Origin of the sequence: Alsobacter soli (genome assembly GCF_003004785.1) — a bacterium.
In the GTDB taxonomy this organism is placed as follows: domain Bacteria; phylum Pseudomonadota; class Alphaproteobacteria; order Rhizobiales; family Beijerinckiaceae; genus Alsobacter; species Alsobacter soli.
The window spans coordinates 138,887-159,363 of sequence record NZ_PVZS01000001.1 but is presented as its reverse complement, the minus strand read 5'-3'; the positions used below and the strand labels follow the sequence as shown (position 1 = coordinate 159,363).

19 protein-coding genes and 1 tRNA gene are annotated in these 20,477 nt (G+C 68.8%); 11 read left to right on the top strand and 9 right to left on the bottom strand.

The features are described 5' to 3' along the window. Positions 1 to 31: 31 nt before the first annotated feature. The 4 genes from SLNSH_RS00755 (at position 32) to SLNSH_RS00740 (ending at position 5,406) form a co-directional block, all read left to right on the top strand. On the top strand, positions 32 to 889 hold the full coding sequence (locus tag SLNSH_RS00755; protein WP_106334732.1) for a type 1 glutamine amidotransferase: 858 nt from the start codon (positions 32 to 34) through the stop codon (positions 887 to 889). Positions 890 to 987: 98 nt separating this feature from the next. Further along, the gene (locus tag SLNSH_RS00750) at positions 988 to 2,670 is read left to right on the top strand and encodes a mucoidy inhibitor MuiA family protein (RefSeq protein ID WP_106334731.1); all 1,683 of its coding nucleotides are present in this window, start codon (positions 988 to 990) and stop codon (positions 2,668 to 2,670) included. Positions 2,671 to 2,831: 161 nt separating this feature from the next. After that, a complete protein-coding gene (locus SLNSH_RS00745) occupies positions 2,832 to 4,124 on the top strand; it encodes an adenylosuccinate synthase (protein WP_106334730.1) in 1,293 nt (430 codons plus the stop codon). A gap of 31 nt (positions 4,125 to 4,155) precedes the next feature. Continuing rightward, a complete protein-coding gene (locus SLNSH_RS00740) occupies positions 4,156 to 5,406 on the top strand; it encodes a histidine kinase (protein WP_106334729.1) in 1,251 nt (416 codons plus the stop codon). Positions 5,407 to 5,532: 126 nt separating this feature from the next. On the opposite strand, the gene rpoH is transcribed toward SLNSH_RS00740, so the two are convergent. After that, the gene (gene rpoH / locus SLNSH_RS00735; protein ID WP_106334728.1) at positions 5,533 to 6,438 is read right to left on the bottom strand and encodes an RNA polymerase sigma factor RpoH; all 906 of its coding nucleotides are present in this window, start codon (positions 6,436 to 6,438) and stop codon (positions 5,533 to 5,535) included. A 188-nt stretch (positions 6,439 to 6,626) separates the two neighbouring features. After that, positions 6,627 to 7,652, bottom strand: a complete 1,026-nt coding sequence (locus SLNSH_RS00730) for an RluA family pseudouridine synthase (RefSeq protein ID WP_280954441.1) — start codon at positions 7,650 to 7,652, stop codon at positions 6,627 to 6,629. A gap of 47 nt (positions 7,653 to 7,699) precedes the next feature. Between SLNSH_RS00730 and SLNSH_RS00725 the strand changes: the two genes are divergently transcribed. From SLNSH_RS00725 to SLNSH_RS00715, 3 genes are all read left to right on the top strand, one after another. Beyond that, the gene (locus SLNSH_RS00725; RefSeq protein WP_106334727.1) at positions 7,700 to 8,092 is read left to right on the top strand and encodes a DUF6476 family protein; all 393 of its coding nucleotides are present in this window, start codon (positions 7,700 to 7,702) and stop codon (positions 8,090 to 8,092) included. 104 nt (positions 8,093 to 8,196) lie between these two features. Then, positions 8,197 to 8,272, top strand: a tRNA-Glu gene (locus SLNSH_RS00720). 195 nt (positions 8,273 to 8,467) lie between these two features. Beyond that, positions 8,468 to 10,225 (top strand): ethylbenzene dehydrogenase-related protein, encoded by a 1,758-nt coding sequence (locus SLNSH_RS00715; RefSeq protein ID WP_106334726.1) that lies wholly within the window; start codon positions 8,468 to 8,470, stop codon positions 10,223 to 10,225. 22 nt (positions 10,226 to 10,247) lie between these two features. On the opposite strand, the gene SLNSH_RS00710 is transcribed toward SLNSH_RS00715, so the two are convergent. After that, a complete protein-coding gene (locus SLNSH_RS00710; RefSeq protein ID WP_106334725.1) occupies positions 10,248 to 11,555 on the bottom strand; it encodes an Hsp70 family protein in 1,308 nt (435 codons plus the stop codon). 88 nt (positions 11,556 to 11,643) lie between these two features. Next, a complete protein-coding gene (locus SLNSH_RS00705) occupies positions 11,644 to 12,093 on the bottom strand; it encodes an FKBP-type peptidyl-prolyl cis-trans isomerase (protein ID WP_196240195.1) in 450 nt (149 codons plus the stop codon). A 584-nt stretch (positions 12,094 to 12,677) separates the two neighbouring features. On the opposite strand from SLNSH_RS00705, the gene SLNSH_RS00700 reads away from it, so the two are divergent. The 3 genes from SLNSH_RS00700 to SLNSH_RS00690 all read left to right on the top strand — a co-directional run bounded on the left by SLNSH_RS00700 (position 12,678) and on the right by SLNSH_RS00690 (position 14,032). Further along, a complete protein-coding gene (locus SLNSH_RS00700; protein ID WP_342587848.1) occupies positions 12,678 to 13,178 on the top strand; it encodes a cold-shock protein in 501 nt (166 codons plus the stop codon). 99 nt (positions 13,179 to 13,277) lie between these two features. After that, the gene (locus SLNSH_RS00695; RefSeq protein ID WP_106334722.1) at positions 13,278 to 13,712 is read left to right on the top strand and encodes an EamA family transporter; all 435 of its coding nucleotides are present in this window, start codon (positions 13,278 to 13,280) and stop codon (positions 13,710 to 13,712) included. A 71-nt stretch (positions 13,713 to 13,783) separates the two neighbouring features. Continuing rightward, complete coding sequence (locus SLNSH_RS00690; RefSeq protein ID WP_106334721.1) at positions 13,784 to 14,032, top strand: hypothetical protein; 249 nt, start codon at positions 13,784 to 13,786, stop codon at positions 14,030 to 14,032. A 13-nt stretch (positions 14,033 to 14,045) separates the two neighbouring features. On the opposite strand, the gene SLNSH_RS00685 is transcribed toward SLNSH_RS00690, so the two are convergent. The 3 genes from SLNSH_RS00685 to SLNSH_RS00675 form a co-directional block, all read right to left on the bottom strand. Then, positions 14,046 to 14,294, bottom strand: a complete 249-nt coding sequence (locus tag SLNSH_RS00685) for a hypothetical protein (RefSeq protein WP_106334720.1) — start codon at positions 14,292 to 14,294, stop codon at positions 14,046 to 14,048. Then, positions 14,291 to 14,542 (bottom strand): hypothetical protein, encoded by a 252-nt coding sequence (locus tag SLNSH_RS00680; RefSeq protein ID WP_106334719.1) that lies wholly within the window; start codon positions 14,540 to 14,542, stop codon positions 14,291 to 14,293. The genes SLNSH_RS00685 and SLNSH_RS00680 overlap by 4 nt, the downstream gene beginning before the upstream one ends. A gap of 306 nt (positions 14,543 to 14,848) precedes the next feature. Then, positions 14,849 to 15,103 carry a hypothetical protein gene (locus SLNSH_RS00675; RefSeq protein ID WP_106334718.1) on the bottom strand — a complete coding sequence of 85 codons (255 nt, stop codon included), beginning with the start codon at positions 15,101 to 15,103 and terminating at the stop codon, positions 14,849 to 14,851. A 399-nt stretch (positions 15,104 to 15,502) separates the two neighbouring features. Here SLNSH_RS00675 and ade point away from each other — a divergent pair, with 399 nt between their 5' ends. After that, positions 15,503 to 17,221, top strand: a complete 1,719-nt coding sequence (ade, locus tag SLNSH_RS00670) for an adenine deaminase (protein ID WP_106334717.1) — start codon at positions 15,503 to 15,505, stop codon at positions 17,219 to 17,221. A gap of 108 nt (positions 17,222 to 17,329) precedes the next feature. On the opposite strand, the gene SLNSH_RS00665 is transcribed toward ade, so the two are convergent. After that, positions 17,330 to 19,345, bottom strand: a complete 2,016-nt coding sequence (locus SLNSH_RS00665; protein WP_106334716.1) for an ASKHA domain-containing protein — start codon at positions 19,343 to 19,345, stop codon at positions 17,330 to 17,332. A 165-nt stretch (positions 19,346 to 19,510) separates the two neighbouring features. Next, on the bottom strand, positions 19,511 to 20,431 hold the full coding sequence (locus tag SLNSH_RS00660) for a dihydropteroate synthase (protein ID WP_106334715.1): 921 nt from the start codon (positions 20,429 to 20,431) through the stop codon (positions 19,511 to 19,513). Between the last annotated feature and the right edge of the window lie 46 nt (positions 20,432 to 20,477).

Below are 20,477 nucleotides of genomic sequence, written 5' to 3'. Positions count from 1 at the left end.
CGTCGATCCTTCACGCACTGCGGACCCTGCCATGCGTTTTCTGGTTGTCGAGGGCAACACCCGAGACGCTCGCCTCGCCCACCGCGACAGCTTCGGCCTGACGCCGTCCGAGTCCTACGCGGCGGTCCTCCAGAGCCTGGAGCCGCAGGCCGTGTGCGACATCGCGTTTCCGGCGGACGAGGGCGCCAACCTGCCGGACGGGGCGGGGCTCGAAAGCTACGACGCCGTGGTGCTTACGGGCTCGCACCTGAACGCCTACAACGTCGAGCCGGCGGTCGCGCGGCAGATCGCGTTCGCCCGCGCCGCCTACGCGTCCGGCACGCCGTTCTTCGGATCGTGCTGGGGCGTCCAGATCGGCGCGCTCGCAGCCGGAGGCGACGTGCGCGCCAACCCCAGCGGCCGGGAGATCGGCTTCGCCCGCCGTCTCGCGGCGACCGACGCCGGGCGCTCCCATCCGCTGCTGGCCGGCCGTCCGGCGGCCTGGGACGCGCCGGCCGTGCATCTCGACGCCGTGACCACGCTGCCGGACGACGTCACCGTGCTGGCCTCGAACGCGCTCACGCCCGTCCAGGCGGCGGAGATCCGCCATGCGGGCGGGACGTTCTGGGGCGTGCAGTACCACCCCGAGTTCTCCCTGGCGGAGTTGGCCGCCATCCTGCGTCGCTATGGCCGCTCCATGCTGGCCGAGGGCTTCTTCCGCACCGAGGCCGAGCACGCGCGGTATGTGGACGAGCTGGAGCAACTCGACCGTGCGCCGGGCCGCGCCGATCTGGCGTGGCGGCATGGCTTGGACGCCGAGGTGCTGGATCCCGAGCGCCGGCTGACCGAGATCCGCAACTTCCTGGATCACCGGGTGAAGCCGGAGCGCTCGCGTCGCGGCCGGGCGTAACGGCCCAGCCAAGGTCACGCTTGCGTCGCAAAGATTGCAAGATCGTCGTTTTCCTTCTTCGCTGAGCGGCGCATCGCCGCACCGAGAGGGGAATCACCATGCGTCGCGCCTTCGCCATCCTGTTGCTGTCAGGCGTCTCCACGACGGCGCTTGCCGCCGATGTGGAGGCTCCCTCCCGGGTCGACGCCGTCACGGTGTTTCCGGATGGGGCCAGCGTGATCCGCGTTTTGTCGGTGTCGTTGCCGGCCGGAGCCTCGACGGTCGTAGTGCGCGGGTTGAGCGCTTCGCTGGACCCCGCTTCCGTGCGCGTCCAGGGACAGGCGGACGGCGAGCTGGCGATCGGGGCCGTCGAGACCCGGCCGTCGCAGACTGACATCAGGCCCGCGCTCGATGCTGAGCTGGAGAAGCGGATCGACGCGCTGCGGGCCGAGCGGGACGGGATCGCCGGGCAGATCGAGGCCGCGGAGCTGAAGCGGAGGGCGATCGAAACCTACGCCACCGCCAGCCCCGAGAAGCTGGGGCCCGAGGCCAAGCCGCTCGACATCGCGCAATGGTCCGCCGCGTGGGACGCGGTTGGGGAGGGCGCGACGAAGGTGAACGAGGCGCTGCGGCAGCTGCGCGCCAAGGCGAAGGACCTCGACCAGCAGATCGCCGCGCTCGAGTCGGCGCGGCCGAAGCCCACGCCGCCCGGGGCGCCGCGACGGGATCTCACGGTGGCGGTCGAGACCGGGCAGGCCGTCTCCGGCGAGCTGCGGATCACCTACAGGGTGGCCGCAGCGAACTGGCGCCCCCTCTACGATGTCCGGCTGGACACGGGCGCGAAGGACCGCAAGCCGTCGCTGGAGCTGGCTCGCCGTGCGCAGGTGACCCAGCGCACGGGCGAGGACTGGACGGACGTGGCGCTCTCCGTCTCCACCACGCGCACGCTCCGCGGCACGGCGGCTCCGGACGTGCCGCCGCTGGTGGTCAACCTGCTCGAGCCGCAGGCCGTGGCCATGGACTCCGTCCGGGGCCGGGCGAAGCTCGCCGAGAGCGAACGGCAGATGGCGGCCCCCGCGCCGGGCGCTCCGGCCCGCATGGCGGCCGCGCCCCCGGTGGAGGCGGTCGAGCAAGTCGCCCAGATCGAGGCGGGGGATTTCCAGGCGGCCTTCCGGGTGCCCGGGCGCGTGACGCTCCCGCGCGACGGGGCGCCCAAGAGCTTCACCCTCGGCTCCCGCAAGGCCGAGCCCACCCTGCTGGCGAAGATCGCGCCGGCGCTGGACGAGACGGCCTACCTGGAAGCCTCCCTCGTCAACGAGGAGGAGGCCCCGATCCTGCCCGGCGAGGTCTCGCTGCACCGCGACGGCGTCTACGTGGGCAAGGGCCGCCTGAAGCTCGTCGCCCCGGGCGACCGCATCGAGCTCGGCTTCGGGGCGGACGACCGCATCAAGGTCACGCGCGCGCCGGTGAAGCGGAAGGAAAACGAGCCGGGTTGGATCGGCAATACGAAGACCGAGCAGCGCGAATTCAAGACGACCGTGCGCAACCTGCATGACTCGCCCCTGCGCATCAGCGTGGTCGACCGCGCTCCGGTGTCCGAGAACACCGCCGTGACCGTCGAGGCGCTCCCGGGCACGCCGCCGACCGAGAAGGCGATCGCAGACAAGCGCGGCGTGATGGGATGGACCTGGGACTACGCGCCCGGCGAGCAGAAGGAGATCCGCTTCGGCTATCGGCTGAAGTGGCCGGCGGACCGCGACATCGTCATGGACGGCGGCGGGCCCGTCCCGCTGGCGCGTTGAACCTTCAGCCTGAAGGCCCCTGGCGCTTTACGCCTCGGTCCTTTGCGGCTAATGCTCCCGCGCAAGCCCCGGCCGATCCGACTTGCGGACTCGCCGGGGCTTTTGGTTTTCAGGGACAGGGACGACGCGCCGCGCCGCCCCGCCGCGGAGGAGAGATCGACATGGCCAATGTCGTCGTCGTGGGCGCCCAGTGGGGCGACGAGGGGAAGGGCAAGATCGTCGACTGGCTCTCGGAGCAGGCGGACACCGTCGTGCGCTTCCAGGGCGGCCACAATGCCGGCCACACCCTCGTGATCGGCGAGAACGTCTACAAGCTCTCCCTGCTGCCCTCCGGGGTCGTGCGCCCCAACAAGCTGGCCGTCATCGGCAATGGCGTCGTGCTGGACCCGCACGCCCTCGCCGCCGAGGTCGAGAAGCTGAAGGGGCAGGGCGTCGCCATTTCGCGCGACAACCTGCGCGTAGCCGACAACGTCCCGCTCATCCTCTCCGTGCATCGTGAATTGGACGCTCTGCGCGAGTCGGGCGCGTCCGGCACCAAGATCGGCACCACCAAGCGCGGCATCGGCCCCGCCTACGAGGACAAGGTCGGCCGCCGCGCCATCCGGCTGATGGATCTCGCCGACCTCGACGCGCTGCCGGCCAAGATCGACCGCCTCCTGGCCCACCACAACGCGCTGCGGCGCGGCCTGGGACTCGACGAGTTCGACGCGAAGGCGATCTTCGAAGAGCTCGCCTCCGTCGCCCCCAAGGTGCTCCCCTACATGGACACGACCTGGCAACTGCTCGACGAGCAGCGCCGGGCCGGCAAGCGCATCCTGTTCGAGGGCGCGCAGGGCGCGCTGCTGGACATCGACTTCGGCACATACCCGTTCGTGACCTCGTCCAACACGGTGGCGGGCCAGGCGGCCACAGGCTCTGGCATGGGGCCGCGCGCGGTCGGATATGTGCTTGGGATCGCCAAAGCCTACACGACCCGCGTGGGCGAGGGGCCGTTCCCGACCGAGCAGGACAACGAAGTCGGCAACCTCATCGGTGAGCGTGGGCGGGAGTTCGGCACGGTGACTGGCCGCAAGCGCCGCTGCGGCTGGTTCGACGCCGTGCTGGTCCGCCAGACCGTCCGCACGTCGGGGATCGACGGCATCGCCCTGACCAAGCTCGACATCCTGGACGGCTTCAAGGAAATCCAGGTCTGCACCAAGTACCTCCTGGACGGCCAGGAGATCGACCACCTGCCGGCCAGCCAGGGCGCGCAGGCTCGGATCCAGCCCGTCTACGAGACCATGGAAGGCTGGGAAGGCTCGACGGCGGGCGCCCGGTCGTGGGCGGATCTCCCGGCCCAGGCGATCAAATATGTCCGCCGGCTCGAGGAGCTGATCGGCGCGCCGGTGGCGCTGGTGTCCACGAGCCCCGAGCGCGACGATACGATCCTGGTCCAGAATCCGTTCGAGGCTTGACCGCCGCGGTCTTCTCCGCCACTGAGGCGTCATGGCCGACTACTACCCGTTGATTTCGCGCGCTGTGGCCAATTTGGCCGAGAGCACGCCGGAGCAGCGGCGCGCTCTCTACGAGCGCGCCACCAACGCGCTGATCGGCCAGCTTCGCAACACGGAGCCTCCGATTGCGGAGGCGGACATCGACCGAGAGCGCGTCGCCCTCGAGGATGCGATTCGCCGGGTCGAGACGGAGTATGGCGGCGGCGTTCCGGCGACGTCCGACATCTTCGAGCCGAGCGTCCCGCCCCGGCCCGCCGAGCAGGCCGCCAGGCCTGTCCAGCAGACGACGGCGCATCGTCCGGCAGCCGAACCGGAGCCCGAGCATGAGGCTGAGCCGGCGCCCTCGCCGGAGCCGGCCTACGAGTTCGCCGACGAGCCTGCGCCTGTCGAGCGCCTTCGCCCCGCCGCGCCACGCGCGGCGACCGGCGATCGCCGGCTCTGGGTGCGTGGTGCGGTGATCGGCTCCGCCATCGCGGTGGTGGTGGGCCTGACGGCGGCGACGGCCATCTATCTCAAGCAGCAGCCGTCCGAGTTCGCGCCGGCCAAGCAGACGGCCGAGAACGCCCCCGCCGACCAGGAGCGCAAGTTCCAGGAACGGCTGCCCGGCGAAGGGCCCGCCCAGCCGGCCGAGCCCGCCCAGCCCCAAAGCGGGCAGCAGGGCCAGGCGCCGGCAGGCGCCTCGGCGGCGATCGGCGTCCTGCAGCGCGTGCTGCTGGTCGAGGAGGCGGCGGAAGGGTCCACGGAGATCAAGCAGACGGTTGGCCGGGTGCTGTGGCGCCTGGACAGCGTGCCGGCCGGAGCGGGCGAGCCTCTCGATGTCGCCGTTCGGGCGGACGTCGACGTGGCGGACGCCGGCCTCAAGGCGGACGTGCTCATCCGGCGCAACCGCGATGCGGCCCTGCCGGCTTCGCACACCATCGAAGTCCGCTTCACGGCCGGGCCGAAGGCCACGAACGGGGCCGTGCGCGACCTGGGCGTGCCGGAGATGCGCACCGAAGAGACGACGCGCGGAACACCGCTCGCCGGCATTTCGGTTCCGGTCACCGAGAACGTGTTCCTGGTCGGCCTGTCCAACTTGCCGGCGGACACCAACCGCAATCTCGAGCTCATGCGCCAGCGCAACTGGTTCATGACGCCGCTCCGCTTCGCCAACGGCCGGCGCGCGCTGCTGCTGTTCGAGAAGGGCCCAACGGGCGACCGTACGATCAGCGACGCTCTGTCGAGCTGGCAGCAGGGCCAGTAGTCATTCTTCCGTCATTACGAGGATCCAGCGACGAACCAATCCAAGGCGGCCTCGCTCATTGAGAGCGAGAGCCCGTTATGCTGGATTTCTTCGCTGCGCTTGCATTGAGGATTGAGGCGTCCCCGGTCACGCGTGAGCGGGGAGGGCGAGGCGGCCGGCTTCCTGCCTGGCGACCGCTTCGCGCACGGCTTTCTGAATCTTCTCGAAGGCGCGCACCTCGATCTGGCGCACCCGTTCGCGGGAGACGCCGAATTCTTCGGACAACTCCTCGAGCGTGATCGGGTCTTCGGCGAGCCTGCGCGCCTCGAAGATGCGACGCTCGCGGTCGTTGAGGACGCCCAGCGCCTCCTTCAGGGCGGCGTGCCGATTGTCCGCCTCTTCCTGCTGGACCAGCAGGGCCTCCTGGCTGGCGCTGTCGTCGGCCAGCCAGTCCTGCCACTCGCCTTCGCCCTCGCCGTCGGAGCGGATCGGCGAGTTCAGCGAGGAGTCGCCGCCCAGGCGACGGTTCATCTCGATGACTTCCTGCTCCTGCACGCCGAGCTTGGTGGCGATCTGCTTCACCTGGTCCGGGCGCAGATCGCCCTCGTCCAAGGCGGAGATCTGGCTCTTGGCCTTGCGGAGATTGAAGAACAGCTTCTTCTGGTTCGCGGTCGTGCCCATCTTCACGAGCGACCACGAGCGCAGGATGTACTCTTGAATCGAGGCCTTGATCCACCACATCGCATAGGTGGCGAGGCGGAAGCCCTTCTCCGGCTCAAAGCGCTTCACCGCCTGCATCAGGCCGACATTGCCTTCGGAGATCACTTCTCCGATCGGCAGGCCGTAGCCGCGATAGCCCATGGCGATCTTCGCCACGAGCCGCAGGTGGGAGGTGACGAGCTTGTGCGCAGCGTCGGAGTCCTCATGCTCGCGCCAACGCTTGGCGAGCATGTACTCCTCCTGGGGCTGCAGCATCGGGAACTTGCGGATCTCGTCGAGATACCGCGACAGGCCGCCTTCGGCGGCGACGATGGGAAGTGAGGCAGAAGCCATAGTTCCTCCTAGGCCCCTCGCAAGCAGGCCGTAACGGGCCGCCACGAAGCACGGCCACGACAACAGTCTATCATCGGCGTGACATTGGCCGAAAGAGGGCGAAGCGCGCGTTGCGCGCTGGGTCTCCGATGCAACGCATGCGGAGCGCCCGGGTTCTCGGTCGCGTCATTTTCGCAGGGCTGGCGCGATTATCCGCCGGCCCGCAGCGCCGCGATCAACTGCTCCATGTCTACGGGCAGATCGCTCTCGAAGATCAGTTCCTCGTCCGTGATCGGATGCGCGAATCCAAGGAGGGCTGCGTGCAGGGCCTGTCGGGGAAAGGCCTCGACGGCGGCCCGGGCCTGCGGCCCCAGCAGGCTCGCCTTCGTGCGGAAGCCGCCCGCGTAGACGGGATCGCCGATGAGGGGGTGGCCGATATGGGCCATGTGGACGCGAATCTGATGGGTGCGACCCGTTTCGAGCCGGCAGGTCACGAGGCTTGCCACGGCCTCGCCATTCGCGCCGGCGAAGACCTCCTCCGTCTCGTAATGAGTAATCGCCTCGCGCCCTTTCTCGCGGGAGACGACCGCCATGCGGTCGCGGTGCCGGGTCGAGCGGTCAAGGTTGGCGTCCACCGTTCCGTGCTTGCGGGGGAGCACGCCCCAAACCACCGCCCGGTAGGCCCGCTCCAATGGGCCGGTGCGGCCATGGTCGGCGAACTGGTCTGCGAGCGTCTTGTGGGCGCGGTCCGTCTTGGCGACCACCAGCAGGCCGGTGGTGTCCTTGTCCAGGCGATGCACGATCCCCGGCCGCTTCACCCCGCCGATGCCGGACAGGCTGTCGCCGCAGTGGGCGATCAGCGCATTCACCAACGTCCCACTGTCGTGACCCGCTGCGGGATGCACGACGAGCCCGGCAGGCTTGTCGATGACTAGGAGCTGGTCATCCTCGTAGACCACGTTCAGTGGGATGGACTCGCCTTCAGGCTCGGCCGGGACGGGCGGGGGCACGTCGACCGCGATCTCCTGCCCGGCGTCCAGCTTGCGGCCGGGATCGTCCACCCGCGCGCCATTCACGGTGACGCGGCCGTCGAGGATCAAGGCCTTGAGCCGCGTGCGCGACAGGCCAGGGACCATGGCGGCCAGGAAGCGGTCCAGCCGCTCGCCTTTGTCCTGCGGGCGGGCTAGATAGGCCTGAAGGCCTTCGACCGCCTCGGCGTGGTCGCCGTCCTGCACGTGTTCGTCCTTTCCGCTCGGCAGAGCGCGCGTTTCGATAGAGCCTCATGCACGCCGACCCGAAGACCGCCGCCGCCTCGCCCGATGACACGGCGAAGGCCAAGGAAGCCGCCCGGCTGATGGCGATGAAGATGCTGGTGATCACGCTGGGCGTGATCCTGGTGGCGCTCGCCGTGGTGGTCTTTTCGACGCTCGCCATACGCGCCGTCAAGGGCGGAGGGCAGGCGACCCCATCGGGGACGACCGCGGCGCAAAGCGAAACGGGCGTGCGCCGCCCCGTCCAGCTCTCGCTGCCGAGCGGCTCGAGAATCATATCCACCACGCTCGGGGATGGGCGCCTGGCGGTCACCACGGAGGGACCAGAGGGGGCGGTCATCGTGCTTTTCGACGCCCGCACCCTGGCCGAGACCGGCAGGATCCAAGTTCCGGCGACGCACTGAGGCGGTGGCCGATTTTCTCCCGCCGAGCTCACTTTGGGCTTGCCGCTCCGGAACGAGGCCGTTATAGGAGCGACACCCGCGGCGGACATGCCCGCCAGCGAGCCGCTCCCATCGTCTAGCGGTCTAGGACGTCGCCCTCTCACGGCGAAAACAGGGGTTCGAGTCCCCTTGGGAGCGCCAAACGGCTTCGGTGTTTCAGCCGTTCTTGCTTCTTCTTCTCACGGTTCATCGGCATTGGACGCGGGTTCGTCACTGGCCGCGATCGCAGCAACCGCGCTATGTTGGCCGTGGCATTGATTGAATTCTGCCAGTCATAAAACCTTAACCTTGTTCAGGCGAGGCTCCGGGGCGCCCCCCCCTCCACGAGAGCCAACCATGTCGGTCGCCTATCGAGAAGCCCCTGCCTCTTCCGATCAAACGAGGACAGGATCCACTTCGCTCGCCGCCAAGGCGCAGCGGCCCCGCTCGGACTACGGCACGATCATCCTGCACTGGCTGACCGTGATCGCGGTGTTCGCCAGCCTGCTCACGGGTCTACGCATCGCCGCTGACGCCCGGGACGCCGTCGTCTCCAAGTTCCTGGCGCCCATCCTGCCCCAGGGCGAAGTCTGGACTGTGCACTTCATTGCGGGGACGCTGCTGGTCCTCTCGGCCGGCGCCTACGCCATCTACATGGCCCGCGCCCGGCTCGGCGCCCGGATCGGGCTCGGCCGCGTGCGCGTGCTCATGATCCCGAGCTCGCCGCGCCTCAAGTGGCAGGGCGTCAACACGGTCCTGCACTGGCTGGTCTACGCCCTGCTGCTCGGACTGGCCGCGACGGGCGTGGCTCTTTATCTCGGGGTCGGCGGTTGGGTCGTGCAGGTCCATGACGTGCTGGCGCTGACCACGCTCGTCTACACGGTCGTGCACGTGGTCACCCACTTCATGTATGGCGGCCTGTGGCAGTTGCTGCGACTGTTCCGGCCGGCCGCCTTGCCGGAGAACGCCAAGAGCTCGCGCTATCCGCTGCTGATCGGCTCCGCCGCCGGCCTGGCGGTGGCCGGCGCCGCGGTGGCGCTCGACTTCGGCGCCAGGGACGTCCTCAACGTTCCGCTCGTCACCACGGCTCCGAAGCTCGACGGAGTCCTCGACGACGAGGCCTGGCGCGGCGCGCGGCCGGTTTCCATCCGGACGTCCCAGGGCGCCAACCTGGGAGGCACGGGCGAATCGCTGGTGGAAGTGCGCGCCGTGCGCACGCAGGACCGCATCTTCTTCGCCTTCCGGTGGGAGGATCCGAGCCACTCCCTCAAGCGCCTGCCCATCATCAAGGCGGCGGACGGCTGGCGCATGATCGGCCACGACGCCGGCAACGCCGATGTGGTCGACCTTTACGAGGACAAGTTCGCCGTGACCTTCGCCGACCGGGACGCCTTCGGGTCCGGCGGCGTGGCCCATCTCGGTCCGAAGCCGGTGGCGGACAAGCCGCCGTCCCTAAACGACCGTGGCCTGCACTACACCACGGACGGCGCCATCATCGACATGTGGCAGTGGAAGTCGTCGCGCGGCGGCGTGCTGGGGGCCATGGACGACATGTACATCGGCCCGCCCCAGGATCCGACGCCGGACCAGGCCGCCCGCCGGGCGCGCTACCAGGGCGGCTACTGGCCGGACCCCGGCCACGGCATCTACACCTACAACTTCCCCTTCGACGGGCCCGGCGGCTACACCAAGCCTTTCCAGCCCCAGCGCCTGCCCAAGGACCTGGCCGCCCTGCAGAAGTCCATGGGCAAGTACGACATCGCGGACCCGGACTCCAACGTGGAGGAGGGCTCCGTGTGGTGGCTCGACGACGCCAACTCGGTTCCCTACAGCAAGGAGTTGGACGAGAAGATCCCGGTGGGGACGATCCTGCCCGGCGTCGTGCTCTCCGGCGCGAACGAGGGCGACCGTGGCGACCTGACCACCGGCGCGAAGTGGAAGGACGGCCACTGGACCCTGGAGGTCAGCCGCAAGCTCAAGACGGGGTCCAAGTACGACCAGGACTTCATCCCCGGAAAGCCGCTCTACATGTGGGTCGCGGTGTTCGATCACACGCAGACGCGCCACACCCGGCACGTCCGGCCCGTCATCCTGAAGGTCGCCGGGCCGAACTGAGGCCCGGAAGGGCGGCGCGCCCCTAGTGCGCCGCCCAGCGGTCGAGATCGGGCTCGCGCCCGATCAGGGCCAGGCCCGTCGCGATGGACTCGAACTGGTCGGAGGCGGTGAGCTTCGCCTCGCCGAAGCGCTCGACGAAGAGGCGGCGGATCGCGGGGATGAAAGAGGAGCCGCCGGTGAGGAACACGCGCTCGACGCCGTCCGGCCGCGTCCGGGCCAGCGTCAGGGCGTCGTCCAGGGCGCCGGCGATGCGCTCGACGTCCGGCTCGATCCAGCCCTCGAACTGCGCCCGGGTGATCCGCTCCTCGATGGCGACGCCCGCTTCATGGAAGCGCAGCACGGCCTCCCCGGCGGAGGACAGGGCGATCTTGGCCTGGGACACGGCGCGGTAGAGCGGGAACCCGAGGTCCTGCTCGATGATCTCGATGAAGCGCTCCAGCGGCTCCGGATCCACGGCGACGCGCGCGAGCTGGCGCAGCTCCTTGAGGTCGCCGTTCGCCTTCATCATGGCGAGCTGATTCCAGCGCGCGAAGTTCGCGTAGTAGTGCGTGGGCAGCGAGAGCAGCTTGTCGAAGCTCTTGTAGTTCTGGCCCTTGCCGAGGCGCGGCGAGATCACCTTGTCGATGATGCGATAGTCGAACGCGTCGCCCGCGACGCCCACGCCCGCATGCCCCAGGGGCCGGGCGCGCCGGTCGCCGTCGCGGCCCTCGAAGCGGATCACTGAAAAGTCGCTGGTGCCGCCGCCGAAATCGGCCACCAGCACGGTGGCGTCGTGGCGCAGGCGCTGGGCGTAGAAGAACGCCGCGCCGACGGGCTCGTAGACATAGCGCGCCTCGCCCATGCCGAAGCGGGCGAAGGCTGAGCGATAGCGCTCCATGGCGAGCTTCTCGTCGGGATTGCCGCCGGCGAACTTGACGGGCCGGCCGACCACGAGCGCGGCCTGGGCGGGGTCGACCCCGGCGTGGGCGAAGACCCGGGCCAGGAAGGCTGCGAGCAGATCCTCGAACCGGTATTTCGCTCCGAAGATGCGCGTGTCCTGGAATGTGGCGCTCGCCGCGAAGGTCTTGAACGACTGGATGAAACGGTGGGCTGAAAGCCCCTCCAGGAACTCCTCCACGGCCCATGGGCCCGCCTCGTTGCGCGTCCGCTTGCCGCCCGCGACGCTCTCTTCCCAGAAGCACAGGGCCGAGATGAAGGCGCTCGAATCGCTCGCGTGGCGGCCCTCGTGGCGGAAGCGCACGACGTGGGCCGGCTCGCCCCTGGGCGCGAGCGCCAGGACGGTGTTGCTGGTGCCGAAGTCGAGGCCGATGGTGAGGGGCGGGGGCGTCATGTCGCGCTCCAGAACAATCAAAAGAAAAGCGGACGCGTCCAGCCGAACGCGTCCGCTGCCAAGGAGCCGCCCGAGGGGCGGCGCAGACTTACTTGCAGCCCAGCAACTCGACGTCGAAGACGAGGGTCGCGTTGGGCGGGATCACGCCGCCGGCGCCGCGGGCGCCATAGCCGAGCTCCGGCGGAATCACGAGGGTGCGGCGTCCCCCGACCTTCATGGTGGACACGCCCTCGTCCCAGCCGCGGATCACCTGGCCGCTCCCGATGGTGAAGGTGAAGGGCTCGTTCCGGTCCCGGGAGCTGTCGAACTTCTTCCCGTTCTCGAGCGTGCCCGTGTAGTGCACGGTGCAGGCCTGGCCGGGCTTCGGCGTGGCTCCGGTTCCCTCGACGACATCGGTGTAGGACAGGCCGGAAGGGGTCTTCGTCATGGTCTTCTCCGTCTGCGCCGCCGCGAGCGCGGGCGCAAAGGCGATGGCGAGCAGCGCGACGGCGCTCCTGCCGATGAGCGGCGCGCCGAGGCGCCTGATCAGGGTGGACATGCGCTGCATCAAACGCTCCCTCCGGGTCTGCCCCGTGGCAAGTAGTCCGAAGGCCGGCGCGCCGCAAGCGTGAGCGGGGAGGGGCTTTGCTCGCCCGGAATGGCCGGTATTCGCTTTTTCGATAGTCGCGGAACAGTTTTCTGGTAAACCGGCGGTCGTCGGAATCGGACGAATCGTCCGAAGCCACGCCTCGACGCGGATCGTCCGCATCTTTGGGCGGTTTGCGCCAGAAACCTACGCACTTCAGAGCCGAAATCGGCCCGCGGCGGCGTTCGTGGAGCCGGGAAATCGATCGATCGCGCCGGCGACGAAGGCCGGTCAGGGCGCTTCTTGTTCCAGGCTGGAACAGGATCGTCGCATTTTTCGTTCGCCCTTTTTGCGATTCCAGTTGACCCCAAGCTTCAGACCGTTCATTCACCTTGGGAGTTGAATGCGGCAGGTGGCGCACTATGGGCAAAGGTTGGGATCGCGGACCAAAGGGTGGGGGCTGGGGACAGGAAGAGTGGACGCCGCCGCGCCCCGCTCAGTCTCCTCGTCCTGCTCCGAGGGCAGCAGTGTCTTCGGGTCCGGAAGTCGAAGCGAAGGTGAAGTGGTTTAACGGCGAGAAGGGCTTCGGCTTCGTCGAACTGACCGATGGGTCGGGAGAGGCGTTCCTGCACATTCGCGCTGTCGAGGCGGCTGGTCATACGGCGCTCGAGCCCGGCACGACGCTGATGGTTCGCGTCGGCCAGGGCCAGAAGGGTCCGCAGGTCACCGAGGTGACATCCGTGGACGCGAGCACGGCGACCCCGCAGGCGCCCCGCGGCCCGCGCTTCGGCGGCGCTGGTCCCCGTCCTGGCGGCGGTGGCCGCTTCCAGCGCGACATGGGCCCGACCGAGCCGAAAAGCGGCGTGGTGAAGTGGTATTCGCGTGAGCGTGGCTTCGGCTTCGTCACGCCGGACGACGGCGGCCCCGAGATCTTCGTGCACGCCACGGCGCTCGAGCGCGCCGGCATCCCGGCGATCGACGTTGGCCAGCGCCTGCAACTCGATGTCCGCCAGGGCCAGAAGGGTCCTGAAGCGGCTTCGGTCCGCTCGGACGACTGATTCCATCGGGCCTCACGGCTCGACTTTCTAACACGACAGGGCGTCTCGCTTCGCGAGGCGCCCTGTTTTCGTTTCGCCGGCGTCGATCAGGAGCAACATATGTCGGCTTGGCTCTCCCATTGGGTGTTCTGGGCCCTGCTGTCCGCGGTGTTCGCCGCCCTCACCGCCATTCTGGCGAAGGTGGGGGTCAGCGAAATCGATTCCAATCTCGCCACGTTCATCCGGACGCTGGTGGTGCTGGCGGCCCTCGCGCTGATTCTGGCCGGCACAGGCGCATGGCGGTCTTTGCCGGACGTCCCCGGGCGCACGGCCCTGTTCCTGGTTTTGTCCGGCCTTGCCACGGGCGCGTCGTGGCTCTGTTACTTCCGGGCCCTGCAGTTGGGCCAGGCCGCGCAGGTGGCTCCCATCGACAAGCTCAGCGTCGTGCTGGTCGCCATCTTTGGCGTGGCGCTGCTCGGGGAGCGCATCTCGGCCTTGAACTGGGCCGGGGTGGCGCTGATCGGCGCCGGAGCCCTGCTTGTCGCGTTGCCGTAGCGCCCGCAACGTTCGCGCCGGAACCCGAGGCTTCGCCGCGGATTGACTCCCCCATCACGGGAGGAACAGCCATGGCCGGCGACAAGCGAGACGACCAGCAACCGGAAGCCCTGCGCACCTTCGAGGCTGCGAGCCGCTCGGGCGGCAAAAAGCCCAGCGGGCAGGGGCTCGAGGCGCGCGCAGACACGGGCCCTCTTCCGGACAGCACCGAGCGGAAGGCCCGCACGGCGGCCAAGGTGCTGCAGGCGGGCAACGACAAGGATCCCAAGGCCGCGACCAAGGCTGTCCAGGACAGCAAGGACCCGCGGCTGCCCCGGTGAATCCAGACACGCCTCAGTGGTGCGGGGCGGCCGAACGGCTGGCGCGCACCACCTGCTCCAGCGCAGTCCAGCGCTCGCGAATCTTTCCGTCCCAAGCCTCGGGGCGCGGTGAGCGCTCGGCTTCCTCGATCATCACGTGCAACTCCACGATCATGTAGCGCAGGCGCGTGGCGATCGCGCCTTGCTCCATCGTGGCCAGGATCGTGCGCAGCACCCCGTAGTCGATGGGGTCGGGGAGAAAGTCAGTGGACCGATCGCTCATTGGGCAGGCCCCATCGCGCGTGTGATCCCGCTGTCGACCAGCTCCTGCAGCGCCTCCGGATACGGAGCAAGCGTCGGAGCGGCCAACTCATAAAGAACCGGGGAGGCGTCCTTTGCTGCCTCCATCAGCGCGACAAGGGTTTCGATCCGCCGAAACTGGAACACCATGTACTGCGGGTAGCCCTTGATGCGCACATTCCATGCTGCCTTGTTGGCGTCATAAGCGACAAGCAGAACGAGGGGCGGCATCCATGTCGCTCCGTCCATCAATCAATTCCATCCAAACATCGAGGCCCCCTCCGGCTGCCCGGAAGGGGCCTCGGCGGCGTCTCGCCGGCGCCGTTTCAGTTTCGTCCCTCTGTGTACGCTCGTTAACGTTGCATGCTTGGGGTTGTTCCAGAGCACGAGAGCGAATTCTCGGAGCTTTGCAAGAATGACAGCCTCCCCGCGCTTCGACGTTGCTTGTTGCTGATTGCGCTGGTCGGGCGGGGCGCAACCGCTCTACGAAGAAGCGCCCCGAACGGGGCGCTTCGCGGGGGGCCTGCGCTGAAGGGCTCAGCAATTCGACTTGGTCTTCGAGACGGTGTCGCCCATCTCGTTCGTCTTCTTCACGGTCTTGGACTTGCAGCCCACTGTGCCGGTGTGGATGACTTCCTTGTGGCGGACCGCCACGCTGGTGTCCTCGCCGTTCCTGATGACGGTGGTCTTCTTGCCGCCGAACGCGCCTTCCTTATGGATGACGGTCGTGTCCTGGGCGTATGCCGCCGAGGCGCAAAGGGACGCTGCTATGGCAAGAGCGAAGATCTTCATGTGTGTCCTCCTTCGTTGATGCCTCTCAACGTCTCGCGAAGTTGAACTGTTCCCTGGAGAAAAGCTCGGCTCGCTGTTTGCTTGCTTGCTGCCTCCAGTCTGAGCAATTGGCGTGCATCGAACGCCGATAATTCTCTGTTCTGACTTGCGAGTTGGGCGAGCCTCCTGCTCAGGCCAAGCCTGGCTTCAGATCGAGACTTGAGAGATTGCGAAACAGTAACTTGGATCGAGCGGAAGCTCTGTTAGCCTCCTGGGTGTCACGGAAGTGGCGATTGCTTCAACTCCTCAAAGCCCTGCGCAAGCGGGGCTTTCCTTTTTTGGGCGGACCCTCCGTCTCCTGGTCTGGACGGGGCCCCGCCCCTTCGCCATCGTGACTCCCGCACCCAGAGCGAGGAGCCCATGACGACCACCGCCGCGCAACTCTTCCGCATGATCGAGCAAGGCCGGGGCGTCGCCGAGGCCGACCTGGTGATCAAGGGCGGCCGGATCCTCGATCTTGTCACTGGCGACATCGTCGAGGGCGACGTCGCGCTGTGCGGCGATCGCATCGTCGGGACCGGCGGTGATTATCGTGGCGCCAGGCAGGTGGACGCGCGCGGCAAGGTCGTGGTTCCAGGTTTCATCGACACGCATCTGCATGTCGAGTCGTCCCTGGTCACTCCCGGCGAGTTCGATCGCTGCGTTCTTCCGCGGGGCGTCACGACGGCCATATGCGACCCGCACGAGATCGCGAACGTGCTCGGGGCGGAGGGCATCCGCTACTTCCTGGACTGGTCCACGGAAACCGTCATGGACCTGCGGGTGAACCTGTCCAGTTGCGTCCCGGCCACCCACCTCGAGACGGCGGGCGCCGCCCTCGAGGCTGACGAACTCGTGCCGTTCGCGTCGCACCCCAAGGTGATCGGCCTGGCCGAGTTCATGAATTTTCCGGGCGTTCTGTTCGGGGATCCGGGATGCCTGGCGAAGCTCGCCGCTTTCCAGGGACGCCACATCGACGGCCACGCGCCGCTGGTGACCGGGCGCGACCTGGATGGCTATTGCGCGGCCGGCATCCGGACGGACCACGAGGCGACCAGCGCCGGAGAGGCGCGGGAGAAGCTTGGCAAGGGGATGACGGTGCTGGTGCGCGAGGGGTCGGTCTCCAAGGACCTCCATGCGCTCGCGTCGCTGATCACGCCCGACCACGCGCCCTTCATGGCGTTTTGCACGGACGACCGGAACCCGCTCGACATCGCCGAGGAAGGGCACCTCGACTTCATCATCCGCACCGCCATCCGGCTGGGAGCGCGGCCGCTGGACGCCTACCGGATGGCCTCCATCTCGGCTGCGCGCGCCTTCGGGCTCCGCGACCGCGGCCTCGTCGCGCCCGGATGGCGCGGCGACCTGGTTCTGCTGGACGATCTCGAGAGCTGCGCCGTGAGCAGCGTGATCTGCGCCGGGCGCCCTGTCGGCGAGGACCTGTTCGCGGGGCGGCGGGAGGTGGCGCCCGTGGGCCGGCGCAGCGTCAAGGCGCATCCCGTGGAAGCCGCCGATTTCACCTGCCCGGGGCCGGGCCCCACGACCCCGGTGATCGGCGTCATTCCGGGCAAGATCATCACGGAGCATCTCACGCTCACGCTCCCCTACGCTGACGGCGAGCGCCGGATCGACCTCGCCCAGGACGTGGTGAAGGTCTCCGTGGTGGAGCGGCACGGCCGAAGCGTGCGCGGCTACGGCATCGCGCGGGGCTTCGTGACGGGCTTCGGCATGCAGCGCGGCGCGATTGCGTCGTCGGTCGGGCACGACAGCCACAACATCTGCGTGGTGGGCGCCGATGACGCCGACATGGCCGTCGCGGTGAACCGGCTCTCCGCCATCGAGGGCGGCTTCGTGGTGGCCGCGGGCGGTCGCGTTCTGGCCGAACTGGCGCTGCCGGTGGCTGGCCTCATGAGCCTGCTGACCTTCGAGGGCGTACGGGACGCGCTGATCCCGCTCCGCGCCGCGGCGAAGAGCCTGGGCGTGACCCTGCCGGAGCCGTTCCTGCAGGTCGCCTTCCTGCCGCTGCCGGTGATCCCGCACCTGAAGATCACCGACAAGGGGCTGGTGGATGTGGACAAGTTCGCGCTGATCGAGGAGTGAGGCGTTTCACCTCCGCCGTCATTGCGAGCATAGCGAAGCAATCCAGAGGCGCCGGGGCCGCTATGCTGGAGTTCTTCGTCGCGTCGCTCCTCGCAATGACAGTTTGAGCTAGCCCTCGCGTCGCCGGCGGCGGCGGCCGCCCTCGTCGGCGGAGGCCAGGACCTTGGGCTCCGGGAAGCGGACCACCTTCTCCAGTTCGGGGAACGCGTCCTGCTTGTTCGGAATCGCCATGGCGTTGACGAAATGCTCCTGGAAGGCGGGCTCCAGGGCGGTCTCGATCTTCTCGATGCGGCGGACCACGTCCTGGATCTCGGCCCGGGAGGCCGCGTTCAGGAGGGCGATGCGGGCGCCGGTGCCCGCCGCGTTGCCGGCCGAGGCCACCTTGGCGAGGTCGCAATCCGGGATGAGGCCGAGCACCATGGCGTAGGTAACGTCGATGTGGCTGCCGAAGGCGCCGGCCAGCGTGATTCGCTCGACCCGGCTCACGCCGTAGCGGTCCATGAGCAGCTTGACGCCAGCGTAGAGGGCGGCTTTGGCGAGCTGGATGGCGCGCACGTCGTTCTGGGTGATGGCGAGGCGGGGCTCGCCGTCGCGCAGCAGGTAGGAGAAGGTCCGGCCGTTGGCCTCGATGCGCGGGGTGCGGGCGGCGAGGGAGCCGTCGATCACGCCGTCCTGGGTGATGATCCCGGCGAGCCACATCTCGGCGATGATCTCGATGATGCCCGAGCCGCAAACGCCGGTGACGCCTGTGGCTGCCGTGGCTCCGGCGAAGCCGGCATCGTCGGACCAGAGGTCGCAGCCGATGACCTTGTAGCGCGGCTCCAGGGTGTCGCGGTCGATGCGCACGCGCTCGATAGCGCCGGGCGCGGCGCGCTGGCCGCAGGAGATCTGCGCGCCTTCGAAGGCCGGGCCGGTGGGCGAGGAGCAGGCGAGGAGGCGCGAGCGGTTGCCCAGCACGATCTCGGCGTTGGTGCCGACATCCACCAGCAGCGTGAGCTCGTCCTTGAGGTATGGCCCCTCCGACAGCACCACGCCGGCAGTGTCGGCGCCCACGTGACCGGCGATGCAGGGGAGGGCGAACACGAAGCCGCCGGGCGCGATGGACAGGCCGAGGTCGCGGGCCCGGGCCTCGTAGGCCCCGTCGATGGTGAGCGCGAAGGGCGCGCCGCCGAGCTCGACCGGGTCGAGGCCGAGGAAGAGGTGGTGCATGATCGGGTTGCCGACCACCGTCACCTCCAGCACGTCCATGCGCTCGACCCCGGCCTCGCGGGCGACCTCGCCGACGAGGTCGTCGAGCGCGCCGCGCACGGAGGCGGTCAGTTCCCGCTCGCCGCCGGGGTTCATCATGACGTAGGAGACCCGGCTCATCAGGTCTTCGCCGAAGCGGATCTGCGGGTTCATGAGGCCGGCCGAGGCCACGACCTCGCCCGTCGTCAGATCCGTGAGATGGGCCGCGATGGTGGTGGAGCCGATGTCGACGGCGAGGCCGTAGGCCCGTTCGCGGAAATCGGGATAGAGGGCGACGAGCTCGCCGCCGTTGCGGACCGCGGCCGTGACTTTCCACGCGCCGGCGCGGAGCGTCTTCTGGAGGCCGGCGAGAACGGCCAGGTCGGCGCGCACGTTCTCGACGCTCCACTGCCGCGCGAGGGCGAGCTGGAGGCGGCGGAAGTCGCTCGCCGGGTCGTGCATGTCGGGCTCGTCCACCTCGACGTAGTAGAGGCGCACGACCGGGTCGATCTCGATGGGGTGGGCCTCGGCGCGCTTGCGGACGACCTGGCGGTGCACCTGCGAGTCCGGTGGGACGTCGACCACGAGGTCGCCGCAGAGGCGAGCCTGGCAGCCCAGGCGGCGGCCGTCGGCCAGAGGGCCGCGTTTGGTCGCGTAACGGTCCTCGACGGCGTTCCAGGGCGTGACGTGGTCGGCGTGGCTCTCGACGCCATGCTTGGCGAACGAACCCTCGGCCACCTGGACCTGGCAGCGCCCGCAGATGCCGCGGCCGCCGCAGACCGAGTCGAGGTCCACGCCGAGCTTGCGCGCCGCTTCCAGCACGCTCACGCCGTCGGCGAAGCGCCCGCGCTTGCCGGATGGGGTGAAGACGACGAGATGATCGGGGGCGTCTGTCACGGGGCTTCTCGAAGGGTATCTGTGCTCATCGTGGAACCCTCTCCCGCGCAGCGGGGGAGGGCAGGGAGGGGGAGGGCGTGCGCCGGGGCGTTGGTCGCGTCGGCGCTGCCCCCCTCTGTCGGCTGCGCCGACATCTCCCCCGCTGCGCGGGAGAGAGCTATGGGCTCACGCCTGCTCGCGCGCCCTCCGGCGGCCACCCTCGCGGCGACCGCGGGCGCCTTCGGCGGCGGCGCCTTCCGGCGCGGGCTCGCGGAACTTGCGGATCCAGGCGCCGCAGTTGGGGTCGTTGCCCATCACCACGTCGGCCCCCAGGATCGCCTGGATGTCCTCCAGGTGGAGCGGGTTCATGATCGCAGAGGTCATGCCCGCGCCGATCATCATGGGCAGGAACGCGGCGTTCAGCCCGCGGCGGTTGGGCAGTCCGAAGGAGAAGTTGGAGGCGCCGCAGGTGGTGTTCACCTTCAGCTCCTCGCGCAGGCGACGGAGCAGGTAGATGAGGCGCCGGCCGGCGTCGTTGATGGCGCCCACCGGCATGACCAGCGGATCCACGACGATGTCCTCCCGGGGGATGCCGTAGTCGGCGGCGCGTTCGACGATTTTCTTGGCGACTGCGTAGCGGACGTCGGGATCCTCGGAGATGCCGGTCTCGTCGTTGGAGATGGCCACCACGGCGGCGTTGTACTTCTTCACGAGCGGCAGCACCTGCTCCAGGCGCTCCTCCTCGCCGGTGACGGAGTTCACCAGGGGCTTGCCCTTGTACACCGCGAGCCCTGCCTCCAAGGCCGCGACGATGGAGGAGTCGATCGAGAGCGGCACGTCGACGGCGCCTTGCACCAGCTGCACGCATTCGGCCAGGATCTTGGGTTCGTCGGCCAGCGGGATGCCGGCGTTGACGTCGAGCATCTGCGCGCCGGCCTCGACCTGGGCCACCGCGTCCGCCAGCACGCGGCTGTAGTCGCCGGCCGCCATCTCGGCGGCCAGCAGCTTGCGGCCGGTGGGGTTGATGCGCTCCCCGATCATGACGAAGCGATGCTCGAACCCGATCACCACCTTCTTCTTGTCCGAGGTGATCACAGTCTCCGTCATTCCATCCTCCTTTGGGCCCGGCAGGCGGGCGCTGTGTATCACAGGT

Coding starts and splice junctions, on each gene's coding strand:
- SLNSH_RS00680 (WP_106334719.1), bottom strand. CDS start 14,542: ATGCCGCCCCTCGTTCTGCTTGTCGCTTATGACGCCAACAAGGCAGCA.
- SLNSH_RS00690 (WP_106334721.1), top strand. CDS start 13,784: ATGGCCGGCGACAAGCGAGACGACCAGCAACCGGAAGCCCTGCGCACC.
- SLNSH_RS00750 (WP_106334731.1), top strand. CDS start 988: ATGCGTCGCGCCTTCGCCATCCTGTTGCTGTCAGGCGTCTCCACGACG.
- SLNSH_RS00675 (WP_106334718.1), bottom strand. CDS start 15,103: ATGAAGATCTTCGCTCTTGCCATAGCAGCGTCCCTTTGCGCCTCGGCG.
- SLNSH_RS00725 (WP_106334727.1), top strand. CDS start 7,700: ATGCACGCCGACCCGAAGACCGCCGCCGCCTCGCCCGATGACACGGCG.
- SLNSH_RS00755 (WP_106334732.1), top strand. CDS start 32: ATGCGTTTTCTGGTTGTCGAGGGCAACACCCGAGACGCTCGCCTCGCC.
- SLNSH_RS00685 (WP_106334720.1), bottom strand. CDS start 14,294: ATGAGCGATCGGTCCACTGACTTTCTCCCCGACCCCATCGACTACGGG.
- SLNSH_RS00660 (WP_106334715.1), bottom strand. CDS start 20,431: ATGACGGAGACTGTGATCACCTCGGACAAGAAGAAGGTGGTGATCGGG.
- SLNSH_RS00745 (WP_106334730.1), top strand. CDS start 2,832: ATGGCCAATGTCGTCGTCGTGGGCGCCCAGTGGGGCGACGAGGGGAAG.
- rpoH (WP_106334728.1), bottom strand. CDS start 6,438: ATGGCTTCTGCCTCACTTCCCATCGTCGCCGCCGAAGGCGGCCTGTCG.
- SLNSH_RS00715 (WP_106334726.1), top strand. CDS start 8,468: ATGTCGGTCGCCTATCGAGAAGCCCCTGCCTCTTCCGATCAAACGAGG.
- SLNSH_RS00710 (WP_106334725.1), bottom strand. CDS start 11,555: ATGACGCCCCCGCCCCTCACCATCGGCCTCGACTTCGGCACCAGCAAC.
- SLNSH_RS00705 (WP_196240195.1), bottom strand. CDS start 12,093: ATGTCCACCCTGATCAGGCGCCTCGGCGCGCCGCTCATCGGCAGGAGC.
- ade (WP_106334717.1), top strand. CDS start 15,503: ATGACGACCACCGCCGCGCAACTCTTCCGCATGATCGAGCAAGGCCGG.
- SLNSH_RS00740 (WP_106334729.1), top strand. CDS start 4,156: ATGGCCGACTACTACCCGTTGATTTCGCGCGCTGTGGCCAATTTGGCC.
- SLNSH_RS00695 (WP_106334722.1), top strand. CDS start 13,278: ATGTCGGCTTGGCTCTCCCATTGGGTGTTCTGGGCCCTGCTGTCCGCG.